This is a genomic window from Acidisoma sp. S159 (genome assembly GCF_009766125.1).
In the GTDB taxonomy this organism is placed as follows: domain Bacteria; phylum Pseudomonadota; class Alphaproteobacteria; order Acetobacterales; family Acetobacteraceae; genus Acidisoma.
Map to the genome: position 1 here is coordinate 124,619 of NZ_LMUG01000096.1, position 23,597 is coordinate 148,215.

Sequence of the window (23,597 nt, forward strand, 5' to 3'; positions counted from 1 at the left end):
CGATTGCTGGGATCTTCATCGGGCCGATCGTCTACAACAGCGTGACGCCCTTGTTGCTCAGAATGCCCTTCATCCTCGCTGGATCGTGCTCTGGATTCTTCCAAGCTTCTCAATCGCGGTAACTGGTTCGGCAGCTTCACGGGGACTAGGAAATGTCTGGAAGTTCAACGCCGGATTTGGCCGCAGCATTGTCGAGCGGCATACGAATGCGGCGCCGCGCTATACTGGGATGTTTGCTGGGTAACTTCCTGGAATTCTACGACTTCACGCTTTACGGTTTTTTCGCAATCTTCATTGGCCGGTCTTTTTTCCCTTCCAGCAACCCGACATTGTCTTTGCTCAGCAGCTTAGCCACCTTCGGCGTAGGTTTTGTCATGCGACCGGTCGGAGGACTGGTCATGGGCGCCTACGCCGATCGTTACGGGCGCAAAGGTGCTCTGATCCTGACCATGGCAATCATGGCCGTTGCAACGGGCGGCACGGGTCTAATCCCTAGCTTCAAGACGGCGGGCATTTGGGGGCCCGCGGTCTTGGTGGCCTGCCGACTCGCTCAGGGATTCTCAACCGGTGGCGAATGGGGCAGTGCGGTCGTGTTTATGGTTGAATACGCTACACCGGGGCGCCGTGGCTTCTACGCGAGTTGGATGCAAGTTGGGGTGGCTCTCGGGTCCTTGATCGGTTCAATTTGCGCGCTACTGCTGACGGTTTCTTTAGATGCTGCGAGCCTTAACTCCTGGGGCTGGCGTATTCCATTCGTGGCCGGCTTTCTTTTGCTACCGATCGGCCTCTACCTTCGAAAACATGTAGACGAAACGCCTGCCTTCGAACGTCTCGTCTCAAAGAACGAGGTCATCAAAACGCCCATATTTTACGCCTTCATGCTGCAGAAACTTGCCATTTGGCAGGTTTTCGGTACGTCGATCATCTGGAACGCCGGCAGCTATGTCATGTTAATTTACCTGCCTACTTTCGCAGCGCAAGTTTTGAAGGTTGACCTGAAGCTAGCGCTTGCCGCCACAGCCATCGGCACGGTCGTGCGGGCATTCCTCACTCCCGTTTTCGGATATTTGTCCGACCGGGTTCGCCGAAAACCGATCATTCAATCGCTGAATTTCGCTTTCTTGTTGTTGGCGTATCCCCTCTTCCTTTGGATGATGGACGACCCGGGGTTTGTGTCGCTGCTCGGAACCTCATTTATCGCGGGAATCTTGGCGGCAATGGTCGCTGGCGCCGGCCCGGTCATGCTGTCAGAAATGTTTCCTACAAGGCTGCGTTCTACGCCGATCGGAATTGGTTACAATTTGTCGGTCGCCATCTTCGGCGGATTTGGACCATTCATTTGTACCTATTTGATACGGCAGACAGGCCAATCTGTTGCGCCGGCCTACTTTTTATTGGTCTGCAGTCTTGTGAGCATGCTGTGTGTCGCGCAGCTGAAGGATCGCACAACTATTCCGTTGGACGAGCTTTGACAGTGTGCGTATACGGTCCATCCGCTCACGCATGTCAGCCTGAGCGCATAAACTTGCTATGATACGGTGATCGAGACATTCTTTATGGGTTCAAGGCGGCCAAGAGACGATCCGCAGCTCTGAGGTCCTCAGTCTCGAACCCTTCTTCGAAACGTTTGAATACGGGCTCTAGAAGGGCTCGGGCACTATCTTGTCGACCTTGTGCAGCAAGTAGGGATCCAAGGTCCACCGCGGTCCGCAACTCCCAAGATTTGGCGGACTGACCACGGCTCCATTCAAGCGACTGTCTGAGGCAAGCTTCGGCACGGACAACGTTGGGTTCAGGCGTCGACAGGATGGCAGCACCCTTCAGGCGAAGTAGCTCCGGCAGATAACAGAGATCTCCATTCGCCTCCACTCGTTCGATCATTTTGTTGACCAATGCGATGCTTTGGACGAACTGACCAGTTGCCGTGAGGCCCTGGATCAAGGAGATATTAAAGGGTGTCACAAGGAGTTCATGGCGCGCAATGCACAAGTCCTCCAGCGACTGTCGGAGAATATCAATTCCGTCCCTTACATTGCCTTCGCGGATTGCGATCTGTCCCCTGAAGCCGCGCCCTATCGCCAAATACGGGCCGAGAGAGTGAACTTCGGCGCGTGAGATAAACCAATCTATGTGCTGAACGGCGCTCTGGAGATCACCGGTCCAGAGGAAGACCGAGATCGCCCAAATCAAAGCGACCGACAATGTTACCGGATGGTCCGTCGACGCTGCGTCGGTAACGGTTTGCCGGGCACGGTCCAGTGCCTGAGCTGGATGGCCCTGCAACCAAAGCGTTCGCGCAAGAGCTCCTCCAACAAGGATATGGCCATTAAAGCCGAAATGCGTAGTACTGGTACCTTTTGAGCCCGGACCGTAGTTTAGGGCAGCCTCCAGTTCTTGCCGAGCGCCGCTCAGGTCGCCCGTAAAGTGAAGCGACATTCCCAGCAAGGAGTGACCTAATGCAAGAGCTGAAGGCTCCGCAATGACTACCGAGACGCCGACGCAGCGCTTGGCAATTCCCAAGGCCGTAAGAGAGTCACCGATACGACCATAATACATGTGCAACATACTGAGCACCTGAAGTTGCGTTCGGGCGTCCCCTCGCTCTTCGGCGATGGCAAGGCTTCTATTAAATGCCGCATGCACAGGGTCGCTACCACCGCGCGTGAGCATCATAGATATGCCCAGCGCCGCTTGGAGAAGCATCTCCGCGCTGCCGCCGCGCATGGTTTCGTCAAGGTCGAGAATCGCTCGTTCGGACCATCGATGGCATTCAATGGGCAATGACATCGCTAAGAAAACACCGGCGGCGGCGGCGGCTAGCTCAAATCCGATCTTTCTATTGCCGTTGACGCTAAAGCACCACTCGAGGGCCGCGCGGACATTCCCCAGGGCTGCGAGGTGTGGCAGCCGATCCGCAGCGCTCGATAGGCTAGGCCATTCGGGACCAATCTTTTCCAACCAAAGGCGATAAAACTCCGCATGCCGGACGGAAAGCCCTGCAAGCTCGCTTTCACCGATACTGATCTGGAGGGCGTATGCCCGTGTAGTATCGAGGAGCCGGTATCGCATCATCCCCCCGACTGGACGAGGTGCGACCATCGATTTCGCAAGAAGACTGTCGATTGAAGTAAAGATGAGGGCCTCGTCAATCGTCGCGCTTTTCAAGACCACCATCGCGGCCTCAATGGTGAAATATCCGACGAACACGGCGAGCCATCGGAGCACCACGCGCTCCAGCTCCGATAGGAGCCCGAAACTCCAATCGAGCGTTGCCTGCAGAGTCTTTTGCCGGGGAGGTGCGGTTCGCTGTCCCGGCCATAACAGGCTCAAGTGTTGGCCAAGAAGTCCGACCGTCTGCTGGAGGCCGTACGCCTCGACCCGTCCAGCAGCCAGCTCGATGGCGAGTGGTAGACCGTCCAGCTTCCTGCAAATGTCTGCGATGATCGTGACGTTGGCGTCGCTGAGGTCGAAATGCGCACCACGCGCGAGCGCCCGTTCTATAAATAGCTGCGTCGCGGGGAAGCTTAGAGCCACCGCTGCCGAGACACCTGGACCATCTGGTGGCGCGGCAAGCGGCCCAAGTCTGTAGACGTGTTCGCCCTCCACACGAAGGGGTTCGCGGCTCGTTGCCATTATATGAACCTGCGAACAAGCGAGGACGATACGCGACGTCATTTCGGCAACCGCCTCAACGAGATGCTCGCAAGTATCGAGCATCAGGAGAATCCGCTTGTCCCGGAGATAAGCGATCAAGCCTGGCAGAGGATCATCGACTTGACTTGATAGTCCTAACATCGAGGCGAGGGATGCGGCGACTATACTGGGTTCGCTCAGGGCGCTTAGATCAAAAAACAGCACGGCGCCTGAGAAAGCCTCAATCAAATCACTCCCGACCGCCTCTGCAACCGTCGTCTTGCCAACGCCACCTGCTCCTACAATTGTGACAAATCGCGCTGCGGTCAGTTGGGACGACAGCATCCGAATACCGTCGTCGCGTCCGATTATCTTAGTCAACCTGTTCGGCAAATTGGGCTGAAGAGGATAAGCAATTACCGGTGACGTCCTCTCATCCAAGAGAGTTGACCGCCTTATAGGCGCAACAAAGCAATAGCCACGTCCCGCCAGCGTCGTGATGTATCGCGCCCCGCCTTCTCCATCACCCAACGCCTTACGCAGGGTGGCGATATGAAACCGCAGACTACTTTCCTCGACGGTAACATCCGGCCAAATCCAAGATATCAAATCCTTCTTGCTGACGACCTCATTCGAGTGCGACACCAGGGCTATCAATGCATCAAGAGTCCGACCGCCAATTTGAACAGGAACGCCGTCTCTCAACAGCAATCTTTCGTTCGTTTTGAGAATGAACGGGCCGAAAGAGACTATCTGTTCCAGTAGCGCCGGTGGTTCTACCATAGTGTCTACCTCGAAATCCTGATCGGAATTGATTCTGCTCCGAAGATCTCTTCCGCCTCTTACTACACGACTGTCTGCGTTGATGGCTGATTGTTACTTTACGTTACGGTATTGCGTGCCCTCCAAGAGCATCAATGCCATGCAGCTTCTGTCTCCTGATCGGTAACTGGGCGCGGCACGGCGCGCGGAGATGAGCCCAGTTTTGGACGGTCCGCCGCTATCGGACACACACCAAAGCGGAAAGGCGCTGCCTACTTCCTTGATGGCCACCCTACTCGCAAAGGCTCGCAGGCACTCACAACTGCAAACGGGCGTTACCCTGGGTGTCAGTATATGCGGATGTCACCAGAGGAAAAGGAACCGCCCCCCGCTCACCGCTTACGTCCAAGTGACATCTCACCAGCGTTACCGCGAACCCTCTGAATTTTCTCGTCCCGCTTGCGGCGCGCTGCTGCTTTCAAGGAGTATGAGTTAGTTGCCATGCACTCATCCGCCCGCAGGAAGACAAGAAGAGAAGCCATCCCGCGGTGCGATTTTCTCGGCTCAGTCAGTGACTTCTCTTGTATTCAACCCGCTGCAGATCACCGAACGGACACCAGGAGCCAAAGTTCCCATCCGATAGCATCGTTTCAGTAGAGCCGCTACTTGCAGTAAATCTCGAATAGAGAGTCAAGCATGGTCCACCTCGAGAAATTAATCTACACGGGTAAGACGCATACGACAGGCGGCCGAAATGGTGTGTCACGCAGTTCTGACGGGCGCTTGGATATAAGGCTCTCGACGCCCGGCAGTAACACCGGCGGGACTAATCCGGAGCAGCTATTCGCCGCGGGTTGGTCAGCCTGTTTTCAAAGTGCCATGGAACTTGCGGCACGCACGATGAAGATCGCCCTTCCTCCCGGCTTCGCCGTTGACGCCGAGGTGGACTTGAACAAAGTCGATGATTCATTTTTTCTCCGGGCTCGCCTCAATGTGAGTTTGCCAGGCTTGGATCGTGAAGTTGCTCAAGCACTCGCCGATGCGGCGCATCGGACGTGTCCTTACTCCAAGGCCGTTCGCGGCAACGTCGACGTTATCATCAGCTTGCTCTGAAGAGCGTCCCTGATGCGCCCCGGCTAGCTGGAATCCCACCCTCCCATGCCGTCGCACCCGCGTTCGGCAATTCAAGATAAGGGAACTCGACCATGACGAATGTTAAACCCACGATAACCATCAACCAATCTCGACGCCGTATCTTGGGGGCAGCAGCCGTGTCGCTCGCCAGTACCCAGCTTCTTACGCGCGGGTCAGCTCCCGCATGGTCCGCTACGACAAAGTCGGGAAATACGACGATTGGCGAACCGGGAGGAAATACCGCTTTCACTTCGATAAAGCATGCGGATGCCGGGGTCCTCACCGTCGGATATGCCGACGTCGGACCTTCGAATGGCCCAGTAGTTATTCTTCTACACGGTTGGCCATATGACATACACAGCTTCGTTGATGTGGCGCCATTGCTGGCCTCAGCAGGTTATCGGGTGGTTGTTCCTTACCTACGCGGTCATGGCTCGACCCAATTCCTCTCGGCTAAGACGTTCCGGGATGGTCAGCAGGCGGCCACCGCCGTCGATTTGATCGCTTTTATGGATACTCTCAAAATCGACAAAGCCACTATCGGCGGCTTTGATTGGGGAGCGCGAACGGCTAATGTCGTCGCGGCGCTCTGGCCCACGCGCTGTAAGGCTATGGTGTCAGTGAGCGGTTATTTAATCGGTAGCCCCAACTCCAATAAGATACCCCTGCCTCCAGAAGCCGAGCTTCAATGGTGGTATCAATTTTACTTCGCAACGGACCGTGGTCGGATTGGCTACGACAAATATCGTCGCGACTTCGCAAAGCTTATCTGGCAGACGGCTTCCCCGAAATGGGACTTCAGCGACGCCATTTTTGATCGATCGGCAGTTGCGTTTCAAAACCCAGATCACGTTGCTATCGTGATCCACAATTACCGCTGGCGGCTCGGCTTAGCCGCTGGTGAATCGAGATACGATCATCTTGAGAGACAACTTGCTGAGGCACCTGTCATCTCAGTTCCGACAATTACGCTTGAGGGTGATGCCAACGGAGCACCCCACCCGCCCGAGGCAGCCTATCGCAAGAAGTTTTCTGGCCCTTATGCGCATCGTACCATTGCCGGTGGCATCGGCCATAACTTGCCGCAGGAAGCACCGCAGGCATTCGCTCAGGCCATCGTTGACGTCGATCGGAGTTGATGGTCCGCGAAAAAGCTGAGGCAAGCGGCCGCCGTTTCGCGCTACCACCTTCTCAGCGAGCCCCGCGCGCAGCAAGAAAAGAATGATGCGAGCCTCGCGCGTTCAAGATTTGCTGCATTCTTATCTTGAACAACCTGGAGATTGTCATGTCCACGACCGTAGCAGACATAATCGTTGCGGCTCTAAAGCAGGCCTGGCTGAAGCGCATCTACGGTGTAGTGGGTGACAGCCTGAATGGCATCACCGATGCCATCCGCCGCGATGGGAGCATTCGCTGGATCCATACTCGGCACGAGGAGGTCGCCGCTTTCGCCGCCAGTAGAGAGGCGGCTGTAACAGGATCGCTTGCGGTCTCCGCCGGGTCTTGCGGGCCGGGGAATATGCCCCTGATCAAAGGTCTGTTCGATGCCAATCGCGGCCGGGTTCCGGTGTTGGCGGTCGCAGCGCACATCCCAACTGCAGAAATTGGTTTTAGTTATTTCCAGGAGACGCACCCGAAATCACTGTTGAAGGACTGCAGTCGTTTCTGCGAGCTGCTCTCCAGCCCCGACCAGATGCCGCGCAAGCTAGACCAGATGTTCGCCTGAGAAGGGGTGACCCGTCTCGCAGTATGCAGGGTTTCGAGGGTTGTGCTGGATGACCTGGCACAGAGCCTCATGCATAGGGAGACGGGTCGTGGACGAGCTTATCAGCTACGTAGGCCTTGATGTTCATAAAGACATGATTGCGGTGGCAGTCGCCGAAGAGGGCAAGCGGGGAGAGGTACGAGAGCATGGCAAGATTGCCAACGGTGCTGCGAGTCTGACGAAGCTGGCGAGCAAGCTGTCTCGGGGCGGCCGGACATTGAAATTCTGCTATGAGGCAGGCCCCTGTGGCTACGGCATTCAGCGTCACCTGAGCGGGGCAGGGCACGACTGTGTCGTGGTCGCTCGCATTGCCTCACCTGAAATGTTACCGGGGTCCTACCCGTTGCCTCATCTGACATGCTCCCGACCGGGGTTCACCGGCGGGGACGAGCATGAGGCGGGTCAGCATGGCAACGCGTGACGAGTTAGTGGCGGCCCTTATTGAATGGTATGCTGGGTGCAACCGCACTGAACGGAGCCTCATTCTCGATGAATTCGTAGCGGTAACGAAGTTTCACCGGAAGCACGCAACGCGGCTGCTGCAGGGGGGAAGTCGCGGACGTCCTTCGGGGCCTCGCCCAGGTCGGCGCATCTATAATGACGCTGCGCGAGAGGCTTTGATCGTGCTTTGGGAAGCCTCGGACCGGATCTGCGGCAAACGGCTGCGGCCATTGGTTCCGATGATGCTCGAGGCGATGGAGCGCCATGGGCACCTCCAACTGATCTCCGAAGTGCGCACGGGTCTACTGGCAATGAGCGCCGCGACCATGGATCGCGCGTTACGCGAGGCCAAGGGGCAATCGGGAAGGAGGACTGGTCGGCGCGCACCACCCTCAGCCGCGGTACGACGGAGCGTACCGGTGAGGACATTCTCCGACTGGGGTGATCCAGCTCCTGGCTTCATTGAAGCGGACCTCGTCGCCCATGGCGGTCCGACCGCAGCCGGCAGCTTCGTTCAGACACTCGTCCTCACCGACATTGCGACGGGGTGGATAGAGTGTGCACCTCTCCTGTATCGCGAACAGAAGCTCCTGACCGAAGTGCTCGACGAGGTGCGCAAGCTGTTATACTTCCCTTTGCTTGGGTTCGACACCGACAATGACACGGTTTTTATGAACGAGACTGTGCGGGACTACTGCCGGGATTCCGGGATCGTATTCACGCGCTGCAGGCCCTATCAGAAGAACGATCAGGCGTGGGTCGAGCAAAAGAATGGTGCCGTCGTGCGCCGGATGGTCGGCTATCGACGGTTTGCGGGGCTGGAGGCGGCTGCTGCGCTCGCGCGGCTATACGGCTCGGTGCGATTGTTCGTGAACTTCTTCCAGCCTTCGTTCAAGTTGGCGGAGAAGTCACGGGAAGGCGCAAAGGTTCGAAAGAGCTATCATCCGCCGGCGACGCCATACCAGCGGCTGATGGCCGATGCGAGGACGACGCAGGAAACAAAGCGAAAGATCAGGACGCAGTATGAGACGCTCGATCCAGTACGTTTGCTCAACGAAATTCGTGCTGGGCAGAGGCAGCTGGTAGAAATCGCTGACGCACCGGAAGTCGCGTTCGCGATCGAGCAACCGACGCTCGAGCAATTCTTATCCAGTTTGCGGACGGCGTGGCAGGAGGGGGAAGCTCGGCCGACGGCTCGGCGGAAGGCGCGAGCGACAAAGAAAAAGCGCAATACCCCAGATCCATTCGCGCTGGCGGCGGACCAACTACGGGCCTGGTTTGAAGCTGAGCCTTGGCGGACGTCGGGCGAACTGTTTGCCCGGCTACAGATGGAGTACCCCGGCACTTATGCGATGGGTCAAATTCGGACGCTGCAGCGTCGCCTGAAGGAGTGGCGGCGAGAAATGGCGCAACTGATGGTATTCGGGAGGTCGTCGGCTGACGAAGCACTTGGAGAGGAATCAGCGATGGAAGTGCAGTAGATGGAGGCGGAACGATACCCCACGACAAGGGCGAAGTCTCTGGTAACATTTCTGGGTGAGGCAACAGGACCGGCCATCAGTCGTGTCGCGCTACAGCTATGTCAACCGCGTCCATCGGAAGACGCTTACGGCTTTTTACTCAAAACCTGGCGTGGTGGACTCGACGCCGGAAAGCCGAAGCTCTCACCGATCGCTCGGGGCCCGATGGAGCGAGGGCTGATGCGTTGATACCGGATCACGCGTTCCCCGATTACTCTTCACGACAGCAGGGTTGGCCGAGCTGCGGGCGATGATGACGGACCGCCGTTTCGCCGATCCGAAGAAGTTTGGGCACATTCGGCAGGAACTCGGCATCGATCCGAGTCCGGAAGCAGACAATCCCTCGGCCTGAAGTCAGCTGCGGGAACCGAACTTGGCGCCACCCGCTCCCGTAAGAAGGCTAAGATCATTCGCGCCCATGTTGTCGATCGGTCTGGCGCCGCGCAATACCATGATGGGAGGGCGAATTCCCTGACGGGACGGTCTCGAGCGCATTGGAGACGAGGGTGCCCGTCGTTCAGTTTCCGTGGTGGTCCTGAGCCGCGAGCGGAGGTAGTACGGTAGTACGCCGCTCACCCTCGTAGCTGAAGGCGTCGGCTTCCCTTGTGCGGGTTCGGACGCCGAAACCTCTTCCTCCCTAAAGGCCCAATTCGGGCAATCCTTACGAGGGACAGCCGTAGGGACAGTATCCCGAAGCACAACTTCCACACGCCAACCGATCGCGCAAAGGTCTGCCCACTGAGCGGGTTTAGCAAAGTGGTATTGCAATAGTCTTCCAAACTGAGAGCGTCGGTTCGATTCCGGCTGCCCGCTCCACTCATTAAGCGCCCTATCCTGGTCGCGCGTTCTACGCGGTGCCGTTGAACCTCATGCCGTGAACCTTCTAACTCTCACTCTCCCGTTACCTTACCTTCATGTTCGCAGCATCAGGCACTACGGGGCGCAGCTGCAATCGCGACGATCTTTAGTTCGCACAAAAGTGAATACCGGGCCTCAGTTCGTGAGCTTGTTCATTTGAGCCCTCGTGTTAGGGAACTGACAAGCATGGGGAATCCGGCTGCCTGTGCCTGGAAGTTTCGACGCCCTCATTGTCAATCCGGCAAGGAGCAATGTGGTGGCACCATCCGTCCTAGTCTTTGTCGTGGAAGATGAGGAACTTATACGGCATTTGTTGGAAGAAGCCCTGACCGATGGCGGCTTTGCCGTTGTCATGGCGGCCACCGGCGAAGAAGCAATGGCTCTGCTGAGTTCGGAAGGAGCTAAGTACAGCGCCTTGGTCACGGACGTAAATCTCCCCGGCAAGTTCTCAGGATGGGAAGTGGCCAGACATGCTCGTGAAATTAACGCGGCACTACCAGTCATCTACATGACCGGCGCTAGCGCTTACGAGTGGGCCTCGCAGGGAGTTCCAAATAGCCAACTGATACCTAAACCTTTCGCCGTAGCGCAGGTCGTCACTGCTGTTACACAGCTCATAAACGCTAGTGCGAACGGTGTCCCACCAGGGCCGCCTCAATAAGGTTCTTTCTGGACCTAAGCGGTGCTCGACGTCCTCATTGCCGTGTACCATCCAGCCCTTACGCAGCGAGCGCGCGAACATCTCAATCCACGGATGCCCGGATACATCGTCTCGATCATCTCTGCGATGACTTCAGGCTTTGCACTGTGCGGACCCGCCGGCTCTTCATGACCGATGAATATCGAGTGCCGGGTAGACGACCTCAAGGGGGTCACCGGCATCTGGCGCATCCATGCGATCGTGGAAGGCATGGTGGACCAGGGGCTGGTCGAGGTTCAGTTCGGCGCCCCGGCAAAATGGTGCGGGTGCCTCGGCGTCCATGGGGTGGGCGGGGTGGCTAGCTGTCTCTCGAGGACGCGAGGCCCACGTGTCAGTCCGCGGCGGCTCTCTCGTCCGGCTTCGCGTTCGTAGGGTTGCTCCCTGCTATTTCTTGTCGCGGTCTTCACTTCGATATCTAGCACGTCCCGCTCTTAATATGATTACCTCTGATGTAATTGAATCTATTCTTATGAGTGTCTATTCGGGCTGTCGAACGAGCAGTCACTGGGCGATGTGCCCATGATCCCGTTCACTTTCGTCTTTTGGAAGTAAACGCACATGACGAATTTTCCTGTCAATACCTTTGATACTGCACCCGAGCGCTCGAAGCCGGCTCTGAAACAGTTGCGGGCTACCTTCGGCATGATCCCGAATATTCTCGGTTCCATGTCGACATCTCCGGTTCTGATCAATAGCCTCGTCGGCTTATTTAAGAATGTTCATGGCGGCAGCTTCACCGAAGACCAGATACAGATACTTCTGCTGACCAATGCGGTGACCAATGAGTGTTCCTGGGCCGTCGCGTTCCATACGGCACTGGCACTCAAGGAAGGTGTAGATCCTGCTGACGTTGAGGCCATTCGGGAACGTCGCCGGCCCAAGGACAAGAAGCTGGCCGCTTTGTCGGCTCTAGCAAAGACATTGATCCAGAAGCGCGGTCGCCTCGACGACCCGGACATCGAGCTATTCATCGCCGCCGGGTTTAGCAAGGAACTCGTCCTCGAGGTGATCGCCGTGGTCGCCGCGTCCACGATCACAAACTATACCGCGAGCGTCACAAAAACGCCGCTGGAGGAACCCTTCCAGCCACACGCTTGGCAACCGTAAGGGCGACCAGTTCAGGGCGTCAGCTCGAAGGCCCGATTTGATAATCCTTGGATAATCCCGAGCCGGATCGGCCTTCACCTTGGAGTTGCAATATTCAGCTCCGCCACCTTCATGGCTGAGCAGCGCCGGCACTCAGGAAGTTTGAGCGATGATTGACCGGAACGCCGTCTGGCTCATCACCGGATGTTCGACAGGGCTGGGTCGAGCGCTTGCTCTACAAGTCTTGGAGCCCGGGTGCCGCGTCGTGGCGAACGCGCGGGGCCCCTCCGCTGTCGGTGACATAGTGGAGGACTATGCCGACGTCACATTCGCGGTGAAACTCGACGTCGACAAACTCGATCAGGTGAAGGTGGCGGTCGAGGCAGCTAAAGATCGCTTCGTCGGAGTCGACGTGCTGGTTAATAATGCCGGGTATGGGTACGCCGGTGCGTCTCCGGGCCACTCCAAACGGAGTTCTAGTCACTTGGCTTCGGCGCTACGCCAGCCAATTGCGCCGACCCCTTGATCAGTTCAGTTTGACCGTCCGCGCCCGCCGCAACGTAACGCATCACCATGACCTCAACAGCCGGCTCTATATCCGGCAGCGCAGGGCTCGATGAAGCCAGACTTCCCCATTTACAATCATGCCGCTGCTGAGCGTGGCTGGACCAAATACTAGCGCTCTTCGGCCGGAACCTGCACTAAGGTAGATGACCTTCGGCACTAGAAGTAGGCTTTTTAAATGAGAGGGTTTTTCATGATCCAAGGGCGGTGCCGCTGCGGTGGAATACAGTTCGAGATGCCGGACCAGGCAGTACTTAGTACAGTCTGTTATTGCAACGACTGTCGCAGGCAGTCTGGGCACCAATGTTGGCGTGGGCAATGGTTCCCGCGGTTTCAGTCACGATGCGCGGCGAGCCAAAGGTCTACGCCTCCTCGGAAAGCGGGCGCCGCTCCTTCTGTTGTGCTTGTGGCACCGGGCTGTTCTTCACAAACGCGCTCCTCGAACAGATGGGCATGGTGCAGGTGCGGATCGCGGTACTCGACGATCCCGATGCGATAGCTCCTAAGATGCAGGTGCAGACTGCTGATAGGATCGGCTGGATGAGATCAGCGCACACGCTACCAGCCTTCGAACGCTTCCCGACATAGATCTGGACGGCCGCTCTCTACCTTTTTCGCCCACGCATTGCAAACTGGCCTGGCCGGTGCCGGACCCTAGGGCAAGCAGCGGTGGCGCCGGGTCGGGTTCATCCTCGGTGGGGCATCAACGCCGCGAACCTGCGACGGGTCCCGGCAGCCTGGCGAAATGCGGCGCTCGAGGTTGCATGGCGCAGATCTCGTAGGCGATTCGGCTGACCCTGGTGCGCCCTGGGGCGTTGCACTCCATCGCTGATTCCTCTCCAAGTGCGTCATCCGCCGACGACTTCCCGAATACCATCAATTGCGCCATCATGGCCGCTAACTAGAACTTCTTGCCACACGTCGCACGCTGGAGGCGATAGACGGACCGCCGCGGGACCGCGAATGAGTCTCTTGCAGTAGTTCAATTGTCGCGTTGCCGGCAACCTCCAGAGGCGCTTCGCCTAGATGGACGATGCTCGCATTATAGCTTCCTGACCGGAAGGGCGAAGCGATAGCCGATGCCGCGCTCGGTCTGGATCGCGCGCGGTGCACTGGGGTCAGATTCCAGCTTACGCCGCAGCCGAAGCACCTGAACGTCGATGGTGCGGTCGAACACATCCTCATGTACGCGGGTCGCCTGTAACAGGTACTCGCGAGACAAGGACCGCCCAGGGGAAGCTAGAAAGGCCACTAGCAGCACGTACTCACCGTTTGTGAGAGAAACAGGCTCAGCCGCTGCGTTGACTAGCTTGCGCTCGCGGACATCGAGCTCCCAGCCGTCAAATCGGTAGCCGCCTGAAGACGGCTCGTCGCGCGACGGTCTGCGGCTGAATTCCTGACGTCGCAGAACCGCTCGAACGCGCGCCAGAAGCTCCCGCATACCGAAGGGTTTGGTGACATAGTCATCCGCGCCGAGCTCCAGGCCGACCATGCGGTCAATCTCGTCACGACGATGCCCAGTCACGACAATGACCGGCACGTCGGAGCGAGCTCGAATGTCCCGCAGAAGATCTAGCCCATCCTACAGCCGCTCCAGAACCTGCAACAGAACCCCCGCCTTCGCGAACGATTGCCGAAAAGCGACGGCCGCTTAGATGCGCGAGCCGGAAGCCGTCCTAAACTGGGAGGCCGAGTGCGGAGCTAAACAAACCGGCGGGGTCGAAGCGCCGCTTCGCGGCTGCCAGACGCTCGGCGTTCGGCCCGTATGCTCTTTGAACCCGAGGGTCGTCGCGCCGCGCCAGGTTCGGATAGGTCGCCGGAAAGGCCCAAGGCGTCAGCAGCGCTACCGTTTCCCGGGCCCATTCACGTTCACGCAAGCCGTCCCCGCCATCATACTGGGCGACGATGTCCAGCAGCACATGCCTGGTTCTCATTCCGAAGGCCGTAGCTCCGACCGGCACGCGCAGTGCAGCGCCGCGAAACTCATGGGTTAGGAGCGAGCAGCCGGGCCCAGGCCGGCGAGCGCCTTGCGATGCCAGAACCTCAGCGACCTCCCGCGAAATATCGGCAAGCCAGCAGCTTTCCATGAACACGTCATGCGTTTGCGTCATCGGCCCATCGAACATCGCCAGCGCTTCGGTGAACGAACGATACCGAACATCCGCGCCAAGCACTGTGCCGAGGCGATGCAGCGGTGCTATCTCAGCTTCAGCCTGCGCCGGATCGCCGCACCAGCCCGGAACCACGGCGGCCACTTCCTGCCCGTCGGGTGCCGAGATGAATCCAAGTTGAACCGTGAGCGCATCCGGCGCGTGGCGGCAAACGTCAGCCGCACGGGCGAACACCGCAGCTGCCTCGACTGCGGGATACATAATCGGTCCATAAGTTAGCCCGCGAATGCGGTGCAGCCGAAGCGACATGAGTGTCACGACTCCGAAATTCCCGCCACCGCCTCTGAGCGCCCACAACAGCTCCTCGTTAACCTCTTCGCTTACCGTTACGCCACTTCCATCAGCGAGCACCACTTCCGCAGCGACAAGGTTGTCCGAGGCCAGGCCAAACCGCGGGGTTAGGGGCCCGTAGCCGCCGCCAAGCGTCAGGCCACCGAGTCCGACCACGCCGACTGAGCCAGTCACCGCCGCCAGACCCAGCCTGTCGGTCTCAGGGGTAAGGTCGCGAGCGCGCGCCCCGCCGCCAACCTGCGCCAGGGTGCCGTCCGGTGAGATGAAAACGCCGCGCATCTCCGACAGGTCGATCACGATGCCGTCGCACAAGGCGCGCCCCGTCCAGTCGTGACCTCCAGCCTTGACGGAGAGCGGCAGCCCGGTCTGCCTGGCGGCGAGAACGGCGGCTTGAACATCTGCCGCACTGCGCGCCCTCACGAGCGCCAGCGGACGGGCCGAGGTGCGGACCCAGATCTCCTTCGCTGCGTCATATTCGAGATGTGATGGAAGGATCACCCTGCCTGCAAGTTTTGCACCGAGGTCCGCGATCAAATGTTTGGCTATACCCATATTTGTTCCTTCTTCGCACCGAGCTTCCCAGCATGGCCGCAAGCACGGGGCATTAACCATCGGCTGCGCACACACCAGCCGGAGATTTCTGCGTTTTAGGCAAACCCGGCAGCAAGCCGGTTCGCAACCCCACACATGCGCCGCTTCCAGCGGCACATATGGCTTTGTCGGCAGATCAGTCTCTGCCGCTATCGAAAGCCGCCAAACCGCGGCAAGGAATCCGCCCGTTCACAAGAGCGTCTCGGCATCGGTGGACTCAAAAACGCCATACCAGAGTCATTCATCCAAAAGTCTGCATGCGTGTCACCATGGAATGGTTTCGGAGAAGTGGAAGAAAGTCCCTGTTGGACCGTCGGCGCCCATCAGCGCCGCCGCAACACTCGTCTTAGCGCCTTCCGACGGTTCCATCGGCGCAAGATCCGTCCCACTCCTCGTCCTCACCCATCCTGGGTGAACAGAGTTCACCTTGATGTCTGTATCGTCCAACTCCTGGGCAAGCTGGATCGTGAAGAGATTGAGAGCAGCTTTCGACGCATTGTATGCAAAGCGCTTGTTATAGGACACAGCTTCGGCCTGCGTGGCGTGCAAGTTGAGCGATCCGAGGATACTGGAAACATTCACAATGCGGCCTCCGCCACTTTCTCTTAGCAGCGGGAGCACCTCACTGGTAAGTCGGAGCACCGCAAAGAGGTTCGTTTCGAATACAAGTTGGAGCTCTTCCTCCGTCGTGTTGATGGTGAGCCTCTCCATTAGGGTCCCTTGAGGCGCCGTCATACCTGCGTTGTTGACGAGTATGTCGAGACGTCCAAACTGCCTCTGGATAAGCTGCGCTGTAGCAGTGCGATCGGCGGCCTCCGTTACATCAAGCTTGACTGGCGAGACATTTACTAGGCCGTCAGTATGCAGTTTTGCCGCAGCTGACTCAGCGGCCGCGAGCGATCGACCTGCGAGTAGGACCGTCACACCTTTCTCAGCAAGTTGGCGGACGGTCTCGAATCCGATTCCCTGGTTGGCCCCGGTGACGAGGGCTATCTTTGCAATTTGTGGCATACGTTTCGCCCTCGACGGTTGCAGCATACGGGTGAGTTTGGTCGTTCGTCCCCTCGGTCTCATCGATTCAAAGCTCCAGTCCCCCTTCAAGTGCCCTTCCCCTAGACAGCCGTGAAGCTGCGGCTGTATCCTGGTCATGTTGAGTAAGTCGCTACCACGTTCACTATAGTTACACTATATCGGAGGCAAGCGGATTTTGGCAAGGGCCCGCGTCAAGGTCGTAGAGGCGAAGACTCGCCGACAGGAGTACGCGGAGCAAACGCGGGCCGCGATTGTTGCGGCAGCACGCCGGCTCTTCGCGGCGCAGGGCTACGCCCAAACCAAAGTCGAGGACATTGCGCGGGCCGCGCGGGTGGCTCCAATTACGATCTACACGACCGTAGGCGGCAAAGTCGGGCTGCTACGCATGCTGATGGAGATTTGGAGCACAGCACCCGGAAATGAGGCGGCGCTCAGCAGCATTCTCGCTCTTCGCAATCCTCTAGCAATCATCGAGAGCGTGGCGGGAGTTGTGCGGTCCATGCGGGAGGAGTTCGGCGACATCGCCTATTTCATGCACGACGCCGCCCCCCAGGACCAAGCGGTAGCCGAAAGTCTCGCTGTGGCCACGGCTCGTTACCGGAAGTGGTTCCTGGTTGTGGCTCAGCACCTCGCAAGCCTGAGAGGCCTCCGGTCTGGACTGACCTTGGAGGACGCCGCCGATCTGCTGTGGTTCTACTTTGGCTATTGGGGCTACTACACCCTGCATAATGAGAATGGATGGACCTATGAACGCGCAGAGCGTTGGTTAGTGAAGGCCGCTGCTCACTCGTTATTGAAGGAGAAGATGTAGCGGGGTTCGGGCCCAGGGTGGGTCAATGTTTTCAGTGCGGTCGCTCGCCGAAGGCAGGCGCTCGACGCTGTGCAGATCCCGTGCAGTAAACTCTTGCTGTTTGACGCCATCGAAGAGGTGGACCGCACCAACACCGCCGATCTCAGTGATGCGAAAAGCTCCGCGCCCTCGGCCCCTCATGGACGCCTCGCGCTCGCGCGAGCGACACCGATGGTCAAGGCGCCGACTGTCGCCATGCGCCCTTCTAAGGCTCGCCTCGAGTCTCGCCTGCTCCACTTCCAGGCGACCTTGGCTGACGGCATTTCCGATATTGTCGACTGCCATACGAAGCAGTCCCAGGTCCTCCAACCGCCACATGGCATGCTGGAAGCGGGCTGCCGCCAAAAGGTCGGCAGAATACGCCTTAGTGTGTCTTCTCCAGCCCGACAAGGATCAGGAGCAGTAGCAGCGAGACTTTATGCTTGGGCAGCCGGCGTCCCCGAATGGCCTGAACGTCAGCAGGCTCTTATCCTCCCTTGAGTGCCAGCGCTGTATGGAGCGCGATGGCCCAAGGACACTCATTGGTTACCGCGTTGGTCAGCAGCAATGTCTGTATTTGGTCTTCCGTGAGCTGCCGCCGTGGACCTTCTGGAACAGGCCGACGAGGCTATTGATCAGCACCGGAGATGTCGACATGGAACCGAGAATATTCGGGATCATGCCGAAGATGGCCTGCAACTGTACCAAGACCGGTCTCGAGCGCTCGGGCGCAGAGTCGATGGTACTAACGAGAAACTCTGTCATTTTCGCTTACCCTCCAAAAGGCGAAGTGAATGGACCATGGGCACATCACCCAGTGACCCGTTCGACAACTCAGATAGACCCTCGCAGAAATGGATCCAATTACATCAGAGGTAATCAGGTGCAGAAGAAAATGTGCTAGACTAGATGGCGAAGTAAGTCCGCGGTGAGGAACAGCAGGATGGAACCTAACGGACGCGAAGCCAGACGGCCGGAGAGCGGGCTGGGCAAACTGATGCGCTATTGGCGTGAGGCGCGCGCCAAGAGCCAATTTGATCTGGCGCTCGAAACTGGTGTCTCTCAAAGACATATTAGCTTCATCGAAAGCGGGCGCAGCATCCCGAGCCGGGAGAAACTCATGGACATCGCGGAGGGTCTCGACGTCCCACTGCGGGAACGCAATGGGTTCCTTCTGGCGGCTGGATATGCGCCCATTTACACGGACAATGCGTTGGATGCACCGGAGATGGAGAGCATCGTGAACGCTCTTGAGCGCGTCCTGCGTCAGCATGAACCATTCCCCGCCGTGGTCATGGACCGCTACTGGAACGTGGTCATGGCTAACGAAGCTGCACCCACGTTCTTCGGAAAATTCATCGATATGGATTCGCGCCCAAAGCCACGCAATCTACTGCATCTGATGTTTGACCCCAACGGGATGCGCCCCTCGATCTCTAATTGGGATGCGGTTTCAGAAAGCCTTCTCATGCGCGTTCACCGCGAAGCGATCGGACGTGTCGTTGATCAGAAGACCACAGAACTCATTCAAACGCTGCTCGACTATTCTGGCGGCCGAGTTGCAAGTGGTGTGAAAGTCAACTCCCTAGCACCAACCTTACCCATGATACCGATTGACTTTGTGAAGAACGGACGAACCTTGAGCTACTTCTCGATGATCACGACGGTTGGCACGCCTCAAACTATCACGGCTCAGGAACTACGGATTGAGTGCATGTACCCTGCGGATGACTCGACCGAACTTCAGCACTTAACTCTAATGGGACCGTAGTCTGGGATGTTGGGAAAGGGTTAGCGCCGTCCATACTTGATCACTCGATCGAAGCGAAAGTCACCGCTTTTTTATCGAAGATTGGACGGACGCGGAGGCGGGCATCAGGCTTGTACTTCCGGTGCTGCCTTCGAGGGACTGGTCTGAGACTAGCCCCTCTCCCGCGGGATAGATATAGGAAGAGCCATAGACCACGCTACCTCGCCACCATCCATACGGATAGCCGAACCAGTCATCCAGTGAGCCGCCGGTGACACGAGGTAGGCCATCAGGTCGGCGATCTCCTCCGGTCGGCCATACCGGTCGATGCCCGTCTCTTCGAGGAACTTTTCCTTTGCCTGCTCAACCGACACATTATGGAGCGGTGCCCAATGCTTAAGGTAAGATTCGCGCCGTCCCGTCATCACCGGGCCCGGCATCACGCTGTTCACCTGCACACCATCCTTGAGGCCCTTATCCGCGAACGCTTTGGCAAGAGCCACGATGGCCGCGTTGATGGTGCCCACGGCAGCATAGGCGGCCTTAGGAAACAATGCCGAATTCCCAGAGGTTAGAAGCACCGATCCTTTGGACAGCTTGAGAGCCGGCCACGCCTCGATCGTAAGACGACGAGCGCCGTGGAACTTGAGGGCCAGCCCGCCGTCCCACTGGTCATCCGTCATCTCAAGTACGTCAACCTTGGGCACAGCACCGGCGATATTGAGCAGTGCATTGATCTGGCCAAATTTGGCCAGGGTTTCTTGCACGAAGGTTTCAGCCGCCTCGTGCTCGCTAAGGTCTAGATCAAGGGCCAGCGTTTGGCACCACTAGCCTGCGCCATCGCAGCCGTTTCATCCAAGTTCTCGCGGTTGCGCGCAACAAGGACGAGAGCCGAAAAGTCCCGAGAAAGCCTCACGGCGGTTGCCCGACCGATGCCCTGGCTCGCCCCGGTAACGGTAGCTACAGTTTCGCTCATCTTACTTTCCTTGTCGCAAATGTCCCTCCGCGTGCACGGCGGGCAAGAGGAGCATGGTAATTAAGCGTAAAGTGAGCTATCGAATGAAAATACGACGAGTTATGAGTTCAACGCTCCAAAGCGGCACCAGCCTAAAGGTGACCAATGAACAGAGCACGTTGTGACCGGAATCGATTGCTGGCTCCGCCTCTTTCTTAAATCGCACGCTGCGGCTCGGTTTCGCGGGCGGCCGAGGAACTCGATCTCACCCAGTCGGGCTTGAGCCGACAACTTGCTAGCCTTGAAGGATACCTCGGTCATCTGCTGTTCGAACGGCATGGCCGCGGCGTAGTTCTCACTGACGCCGGCAAATAACTCGAGCAGATGACACGGCCCGCGTACGCGCATATTGATGACACCATATTGCAACTTCGCCGCCAGGAGGGCGTGACCGAGGGCACATTGCGCATTGCGACCATTCACACCCTGGGTTCCTACTTCATCAGTCCCGTCTTCGCACGATATATAGCCCAACTACCAAGGGCAAACCTTTCTATGCTCGGCCGGAGCTCGCCGGGTGTCGTTGATATGGTGGAAAGCGGAAAGGCTGATATCGAATTTACCATGCTCCACTGGCGGATCGGCTATCTTAGAAGATCTCCAAAGTGGATTATCGCATCGTCTCGACAGCGGTGACATTCTCCTGGTGCCATCCGGTGTGGCGCATAGTCTGCACGCCGGCAGCGGCGCACCGCTTGGTCCGGCCAGCAGTCGACCAGGACTCAAAATGACTTTCAGCGAAAATGCCGGATCGGGTGGGCGCGCTCTATTGAACAGACTATCAGCTGCGCTCTTTGCGCTGACGTTGAGACTTGCGAGCACAAACGACGCCGCTCCGGCAGGTCTGCTGGCGCTCGCCGCTCATCCTCGCCTTTCCCCAGCCTTAGCAGCCATGTTAGGGAATCCGGCTCATTCCTGGACCCTCCCGGAACTCTCCCGCCTTTGCAATATGTCGCGGGCGACGTTCGCACGTTATTTCCAGAGAAATCTTGGCCGTTCAGCTGCGGACTTTCGGACTTTCTGCTGGACATCCGCCTGATTTTGGCGGGCAACGAATTGGATAGACCATTGAATTCCGTTGCTTCCGTCGCCGAGACGGTCGGCTATCAATCCGAAGCTGCATTCCAACGCGTCTTCAAGAAGAATATGGGCATTACGCCAGCGCAATGGCGCCGAGCGTCAGCTTCCAAGCGGACGAGCCGCTCCTCCCGCACATGAAACTCGTCATCACGGCCACGTTAAGCGTTCCCGCTCAACAAGGTCGCCCGTGTGTGAATACAGACCAAGAAGCCCATCTCGGCGGCATTGCATCAAGGAAGGTGTTCGAGCTCTTTGAAACCTTCGATGAAGGCCATGCTGTCATCTTCGCCGATGCCGTAGACTATGACGACCCCGTCTCATGCGTCACCGACGAAATGGGACTCATCCTTTGCGTCATTCACGCCGCGATGAAGACGCCTGCAACACGGCGCACTACAAACTAACCCCGACCGACTATTAGGGCGCGATGTCTAATCTACAAGCCAGCTGGGTTCGCGCAACGTCGCATTGATGTCGCCTACGCGTCAGCCGCGTCTCGAATTGGCGATCACTCCGCGGAAGCCCGCGATGATATCTTCTGAGGCCCAACGAGTTCGATCGGACTGCTGCAATTCTCAAAGCGCGAGACTTTTCCTTATGGATCTTTGGTCTCAGCCTCAGATTTTTAGCCACTTCCTTGTAGAAACCGAAAATCGCAGCCGGACTCGGCCTGCGTGACGAATTCGCTATATAGCCAGTCGTAGCCGCGCTTCGCCGGACCGGCGGCGGCCGGAGCGGTCGCGGCTTTTCTGCGTTGTAACTCGTCAGCAGCGACACGCAATTCGATGCTTCGGTCACGCACACTTAGCGCGATCACATCGCCCGTCTCAACGAAGCTCAATGGACCGCCCGAGGCTGCGTCCGGCGAAACATGCAGCACGATCGTCCCGAAAGCCGTGCCGCTCATGCGCGCGTTGGAAATTCGCAGCATGTCCTTGACCCCGGCGCGCGCGAGCTTCTTGGGGATCGGCAAATAGCCTGCTTCCGGCATGCAAGACTCGCTACGCGGCCCGGCATTCTTGAGAACAAGGATATCGTCGGCATGCACATCAAGATCCGGATCGTCAATCCTTCGGCGAGATCATCGAGCGACGGGAAAACCACGCATTGTCCCTCCTTCTCGAGCAACTTCGGATCGGCGGCCGAACGCTTGAGCATGGCCCCAATCGGCGCAAGATTGCCGAGCAGCGCGACAAGCCCTCCTTCATCCTGAACCGGCTGGTCGCGCGCCCGGACAACCGCGCGATCGACCCAAGGTAACACCACAAAGCGCATGGAGCTCGCCTCAACCCATCCGCCGTGCCAGCGCGCTTGATGATCTTAGTGCGCGCTACGGTGAGCAGTCGCGCACAGTCGTCGTCGATCTCACGGACATCAGCGGAATGCGCCGTGAGGTCAACGCAGCGTTTGCTGCCCTTGGTCGCATCGACGTGGTGATCAGCAATGCTGCTTTTGGATTGTTTGGTGCGATCGAGGAAGTCAGCGACGCGCAAATCGAACGCCAGATCACCACGAACCTGATGGCGCCGATTCAGTTGATCCGGGCTTGTCTGCCGCACCTCCGTCAACAGGGTGGAGGCCGGATCGTACAGGTGTCCTCGGAGGGCGGTCAGACAACCTATCCCGCCTTCGGCCTTTATCATGCGACGAAATGGGGTATCGAAGGCTTCGTCGAGACGCTGGCGAAGGAGGTCGGCCCTTTCGGCATTGATTGCATTATCGTCGAACCTGGCCCAACTGCCACGAGTTTCGGCGCCAATGTCGATCGCTCTGTTCCGCTTGCCGCATATGACGCCACGCCTGCCGCAGACTTGCGCCGCGCCATCACATCCGGGTCGTTCGTCGCCAAAGGCGATGCGCAACGCACTGTCGCGGCCATGATCGTCGCCGCTGACGCGGAACGGCCCCCACTGCGGCTCCCGCTCGGCAGTATCGCCTACGAGCGCATCGAGCAAGCGCTCGCGGAACGCCTTGAAGCGATCCGCAAGCAGGAAGCCGTAGCATTCTCCGCTGATCGTCAGGAAGCGGCAATGTAGATGGCGGGCACTATCCGACCGATTTGCTCCGAGCACTGGATCATCAGCAGGCCACTCTGCGATAGGAGGATCGCGCCCCTCTAAAACCCCCCTAGCGCACTGTGCTTAATCGACTGATCCTCGCTGGGGTCGACACGCGTGAAGCACAATTATCGCGTGTTGATATCATCGAGCTGGTTCGTCGAGTCACTCGGTTTGCACAACGGCGGCGTATTGGCCAGCCTGGACAAGTTGATGACCATCGAGGTCCTTGTGCAAAACCTCTCAGCGCAGAAAGGGTTGTTGCAGCGCAAGTCTCGAGCGGGCTTCACGGCGACGGCGTCTTCGCGCGAGCGATTG

At 58.2% G+C, this 23,597-nt stretch carries 22 protein-coding genes, 1 tRNA gene and 4 pseudogenes; 18 read left to right on the top strand and 9 right to left on the bottom strand.

Going from position 1 to position 23,597, the window contains the following annotated elements; translation table 11 throughout:
* Positions 1–152: 152 nt before the first annotated feature.
* Complete coding sequence (locus tag GSQ92_RS28955) at positions 153–1,472, top strand: MFS transporter (protein WP_159014810.1); 1,320 nt, start codon at positions 153–155, stop codon at positions 1,470–1,472.
* A gap of 82 nt (positions 1,473–1,554) precedes the next feature.
* On the opposite strand, the gene GSQ92_RS28960 is transcribed toward GSQ92_RS28955, so the two are convergent.
* On the bottom strand, positions 1,555–4,416 hold the full coding sequence (locus GSQ92_RS28960) for a winged helix-turn-helix domain-containing protein (RefSeq protein WP_159014811.1): 2,862 nt from the start codon (positions 4,414–4,416) through the stop codon (positions 1,555–1,557).
* 675 nt (positions 4,417–5,091) lie between these two features.
* Between GSQ92_RS28960 and GSQ92_RS28965 the strand changes: the two genes are divergently transcribed.
* The 10 genes and pseudogenes from GSQ92_RS28965 (at position 5,092) to GSQ92_RS29010 (ending at position 13,051) form a co-directional block, all read left to right on the top strand.
* On the top strand, positions 5,092–5,508 hold the full coding sequence (locus GSQ92_RS28965) for an organic hydroperoxide resistance protein (RefSeq protein ID WP_159014812.1): 417 nt from the start codon (positions 5,092–5,094) through the stop codon (positions 5,506–5,508).
* A gap of 92 nt (positions 5,509–5,600) precedes the next feature.
* On the top strand, positions 5,601–6,668 hold the full coding sequence (locus tag GSQ92_RS28970) for an alpha/beta fold hydrolase (protein ID WP_159014813.1): 1,068 nt from the start codon (positions 5,601–5,603) through the stop codon (positions 6,666–6,668).
* 146 nt (positions 6,669–6,814) lie between these two features.
* A pseudogene (locus tag GSQ92_RS28975) lies at positions 6,815–7,231 on the top strand (thiamine pyrophosphate-binding protein); the annotation flags it as partial.
* A gap of 112 nt (positions 7,232–7,343) precedes the next feature.
* A pseudogene (locus GSQ92_RS28980) lies at positions 7,344–7,625 on the top strand (IS110 family transposase); the annotation flags it as partial.
* Between the two features lie 61 nt (positions 7,626–7,686).
* Positions 7,687–9,216: a DDE-type integrase/transposase/recombinase gene (locus tag GSQ92_RS28985; RefSeq protein WP_159014816.1), complete on the top strand. Its 1,530-nt coding sequence runs from the start codon at positions 7,687–7,689 to the stop codon at positions 9,214–9,216.
* Between the two features lie 781 nt (positions 9,217–9,997).
* A tRNA-Gly gene (locus GSQ92_RS28990) sits at positions 9,998–10,071 on the top strand.
* Between the two features lie 298 nt (positions 10,072–10,369).
* Entirely contained in the window at positions 10,370–10,774 is a 405-nt protein-coding gene (locus tag GSQ92_RS28995) for a response regulator transcription factor (protein ID WP_159014817.1), read from the top strand.
* Positions 10,775–11,371: 597 nt separating this feature from the next.
* Positions 11,372–11,920 (top strand): carboxymuconolactone decarboxylase family protein, encoded by a 549-nt coding sequence (locus GSQ92_RS29000; RefSeq protein ID WP_159014818.1) that lies wholly within the window; start codon positions 11,372–11,374, stop codon positions 11,918–11,920.
* Between the two features lie 148 nt (positions 11,921–12,068).
* Positions 12,069–12,425, top strand: coding sequence for an SDR family NAD(P)-dependent oxidoreductase (locus GSQ92_RS29005; protein ID WP_159014819.1), 357 nt, complete (start codon positions 12,069–12,071; stop codon positions 12,423–12,425).
* A 356-nt stretch (positions 12,426–12,781) separates the two neighbouring features.
* Positions 12,782–13,051 carry a GFA family protein gene (locus GSQ92_RS29010; protein WP_216857021.1) on the top strand — a complete coding sequence of 90 codons (270 nt, stop codon included), beginning with the start codon at positions 12,782–12,784 and terminating at the stop codon, positions 13,049–13,051.
* 454 nt (positions 13,052–13,505) lie between these two features.
* Here the strand turns inward: GSQ92_RS29010 and GSQ92_RS29015 are convergent, their stop codons facing one another.
* The 4 genes and pseudogenes from GSQ92_RS29015 to GSQ92_RS29025 form a co-directional block, all read right to left on the bottom strand.
* Positions 13,506–13,904 carry a winged helix-turn-helix domain-containing protein gene (locus tag GSQ92_RS29015; protein WP_305782237.1) on the bottom strand — a complete coding sequence of 133 codons (399 nt, stop codon included), beginning with the start codon at positions 13,902–13,904 and terminating at the stop codon, positions 13,506–13,508.
* Positions 13,890–14,033, bottom strand: a pseudogene (locus tag GSQ92_RS31515) (response regulator); the annotation flags it as partial. The pseudogene GSQ92_RS31515 and the gene GSQ92_RS29015, both read right to left, overlap by 15 nt.
* A 106-nt stretch (positions 14,034–14,139) precedes the next feature.
* Positions 14,140–15,477, bottom strand: coding sequence for an FAD-binding oxidoreductase (locus GSQ92_RS29020; RefSeq protein WP_159014820.1), 1,338 nt, complete (start codon positions 15,475–15,477; stop codon positions 14,140–14,142).
* A 303-nt stretch (positions 15,478–15,780) separates the two neighbouring features.
* Positions 15,781–16,527, bottom strand: a complete 747-nt coding sequence (locus GSQ92_RS29025) for an SDR family NAD(P)-dependent oxidoreductase (RefSeq protein WP_158802861.1) — start codon at positions 16,525–16,527, stop codon at positions 15,781–15,783.
* Positions 16,528–16,723: 196 nt separating this feature from the next.
* Here GSQ92_RS29025 and GSQ92_RS29030 point away from each other — a divergent pair, with 196 nt between their 5' ends.
* Positions 16,724–17,359 carry a TetR/AcrR family transcriptional regulator gene (locus GSQ92_RS29030; protein WP_158802860.1) on the top strand — a complete coding sequence of 212 codons (636 nt, stop codon included), beginning with the start codon at positions 16,724–16,726 and terminating at the stop codon, positions 17,357–17,359.
* Between the two features lie 576 nt (positions 17,360–17,935).
* On the opposite strand, the gene GSQ92_RS29035 is transcribed toward GSQ92_RS29030, so the two are convergent.
* Positions 17,936–18,142 (bottom strand): hypothetical protein, encoded by a 207-nt coding sequence (locus tag GSQ92_RS29035; protein WP_159014821.1) that lies wholly within the window; start codon positions 18,140–18,142, stop codon positions 17,936–17,938.
* A gap of 178 nt (positions 18,143–18,320) precedes the next feature.
* Between GSQ92_RS29035 and GSQ92_RS29040 the strand changes: the two genes are divergently transcribed.
* Positions 18,321–19,148: a helix-turn-helix domain-containing protein gene (locus GSQ92_RS29040; RefSeq protein ID WP_159014822.1), complete on the top strand. Its 828-nt coding sequence runs from the start codon at positions 18,321–18,323 to the stop codon at positions 19,146–19,148.
* Between the two features lie 149 nt (positions 19,149–19,297).
* Here the strand turns inward: GSQ92_RS29040 and GSQ92_RS29045 are convergent.
* Positions 19,298–20,103: pseudogene (locus GSQ92_RS29045) on the bottom strand (SDR family oxidoreductase).
* Positions 20,104–20,301: 198 nt separating this feature from the next.
* Here GSQ92_RS29045 and GSQ92_RS32045 point away from each other — a divergent pair.
* The 4 genes from GSQ92_RS32045 (at position 20,302) to GSQ92_RS29060 (ending at position 21,626) form a co-directional block, all read left to right on the top strand.
* Positions 20,302–20,457: a LysR family transcriptional regulator gene (locus GSQ92_RS32045; RefSeq protein WP_159014833.1), complete on the top strand. Its 156-nt coding sequence runs from the start codon at positions 20,302–20,304 to the stop codon at positions 20,455–20,457.
* Between the two features lie 9 nt (positions 20,458–20,466).
* Complete coding sequence (locus GSQ92_RS32050; protein WP_216857024.1) at positions 20,467–20,778, top strand: LysR substrate-binding domain-containing protein; 312 nt, start codon at positions 20,467–20,469, stop codon at positions 20,776–20,778.
* A 306-nt stretch (positions 20,779–21,084) separates the two neighbouring features.
* On the top strand, positions 21,085–21,360 hold the full coding sequence (locus GSQ92_RS30650; protein WP_216857025.1) for an AraC family transcriptional regulator: 276 nt from the start codon (positions 21,085–21,087) through the stop codon (positions 21,358–21,360).
* Positions 21,357–21,626 carry a hypothetical protein gene (locus tag GSQ92_RS29060; protein WP_158802857.1) on the top strand — a complete coding sequence of 90 codons (270 nt, stop codon included), beginning with the start codon at positions 21,357–21,359 and terminating at the stop codon, positions 21,624–21,626. The genes GSQ92_RS30650 and GSQ92_RS29060 overlap by 4 nt, the downstream gene beginning before the upstream one ends.
* A gap of 221 nt (positions 21,627–21,847) precedes the next feature.
* On the opposite strand, the gene GSQ92_RS31325 is transcribed toward GSQ92_RS29060, so the two are convergent.
* Together GSQ92_RS31325 and GSQ92_RS31330 are read right to left on the bottom strand one after the other, a co-directional pair.
* Positions 21,848–22,213 (bottom strand): dihydroxy-acid dehydratase, encoded by a 366-nt coding sequence (locus GSQ92_RS31325; RefSeq protein ID WP_254066738.1) that lies wholly within the window; start codon positions 22,211–22,213, stop codon positions 21,848–21,850.
* The gene (locus GSQ92_RS31330) at positions 22,126–22,497 is read right to left on the bottom strand and encodes a dihydroxy-acid dehydratase (RefSeq protein WP_254066739.1); all 372 of its coding nucleotides are present in this window, start codon (positions 22,495–22,497) and stop codon (positions 22,126–22,128) included. The genes GSQ92_RS31325 and GSQ92_RS31330 overlap by 88 nt, the downstream gene beginning before the upstream one ends.
* Positions 22,498–22,514: 17 nt before the next feature.
* On the opposite strand from GSQ92_RS31330, the gene GSQ92_RS29070 reads away from it, so the two are divergent.
* Positions 22,515–23,258, top strand: a complete 744-nt coding sequence (locus GSQ92_RS29070) for an SDR family oxidoreductase (protein WP_159014834.1) — start codon at positions 22,515–22,517, stop codon at positions 23,256–23,258.
* The last annotated feature ends 339 nt before the right edge of the window (positions 23,259–23,597 follow it).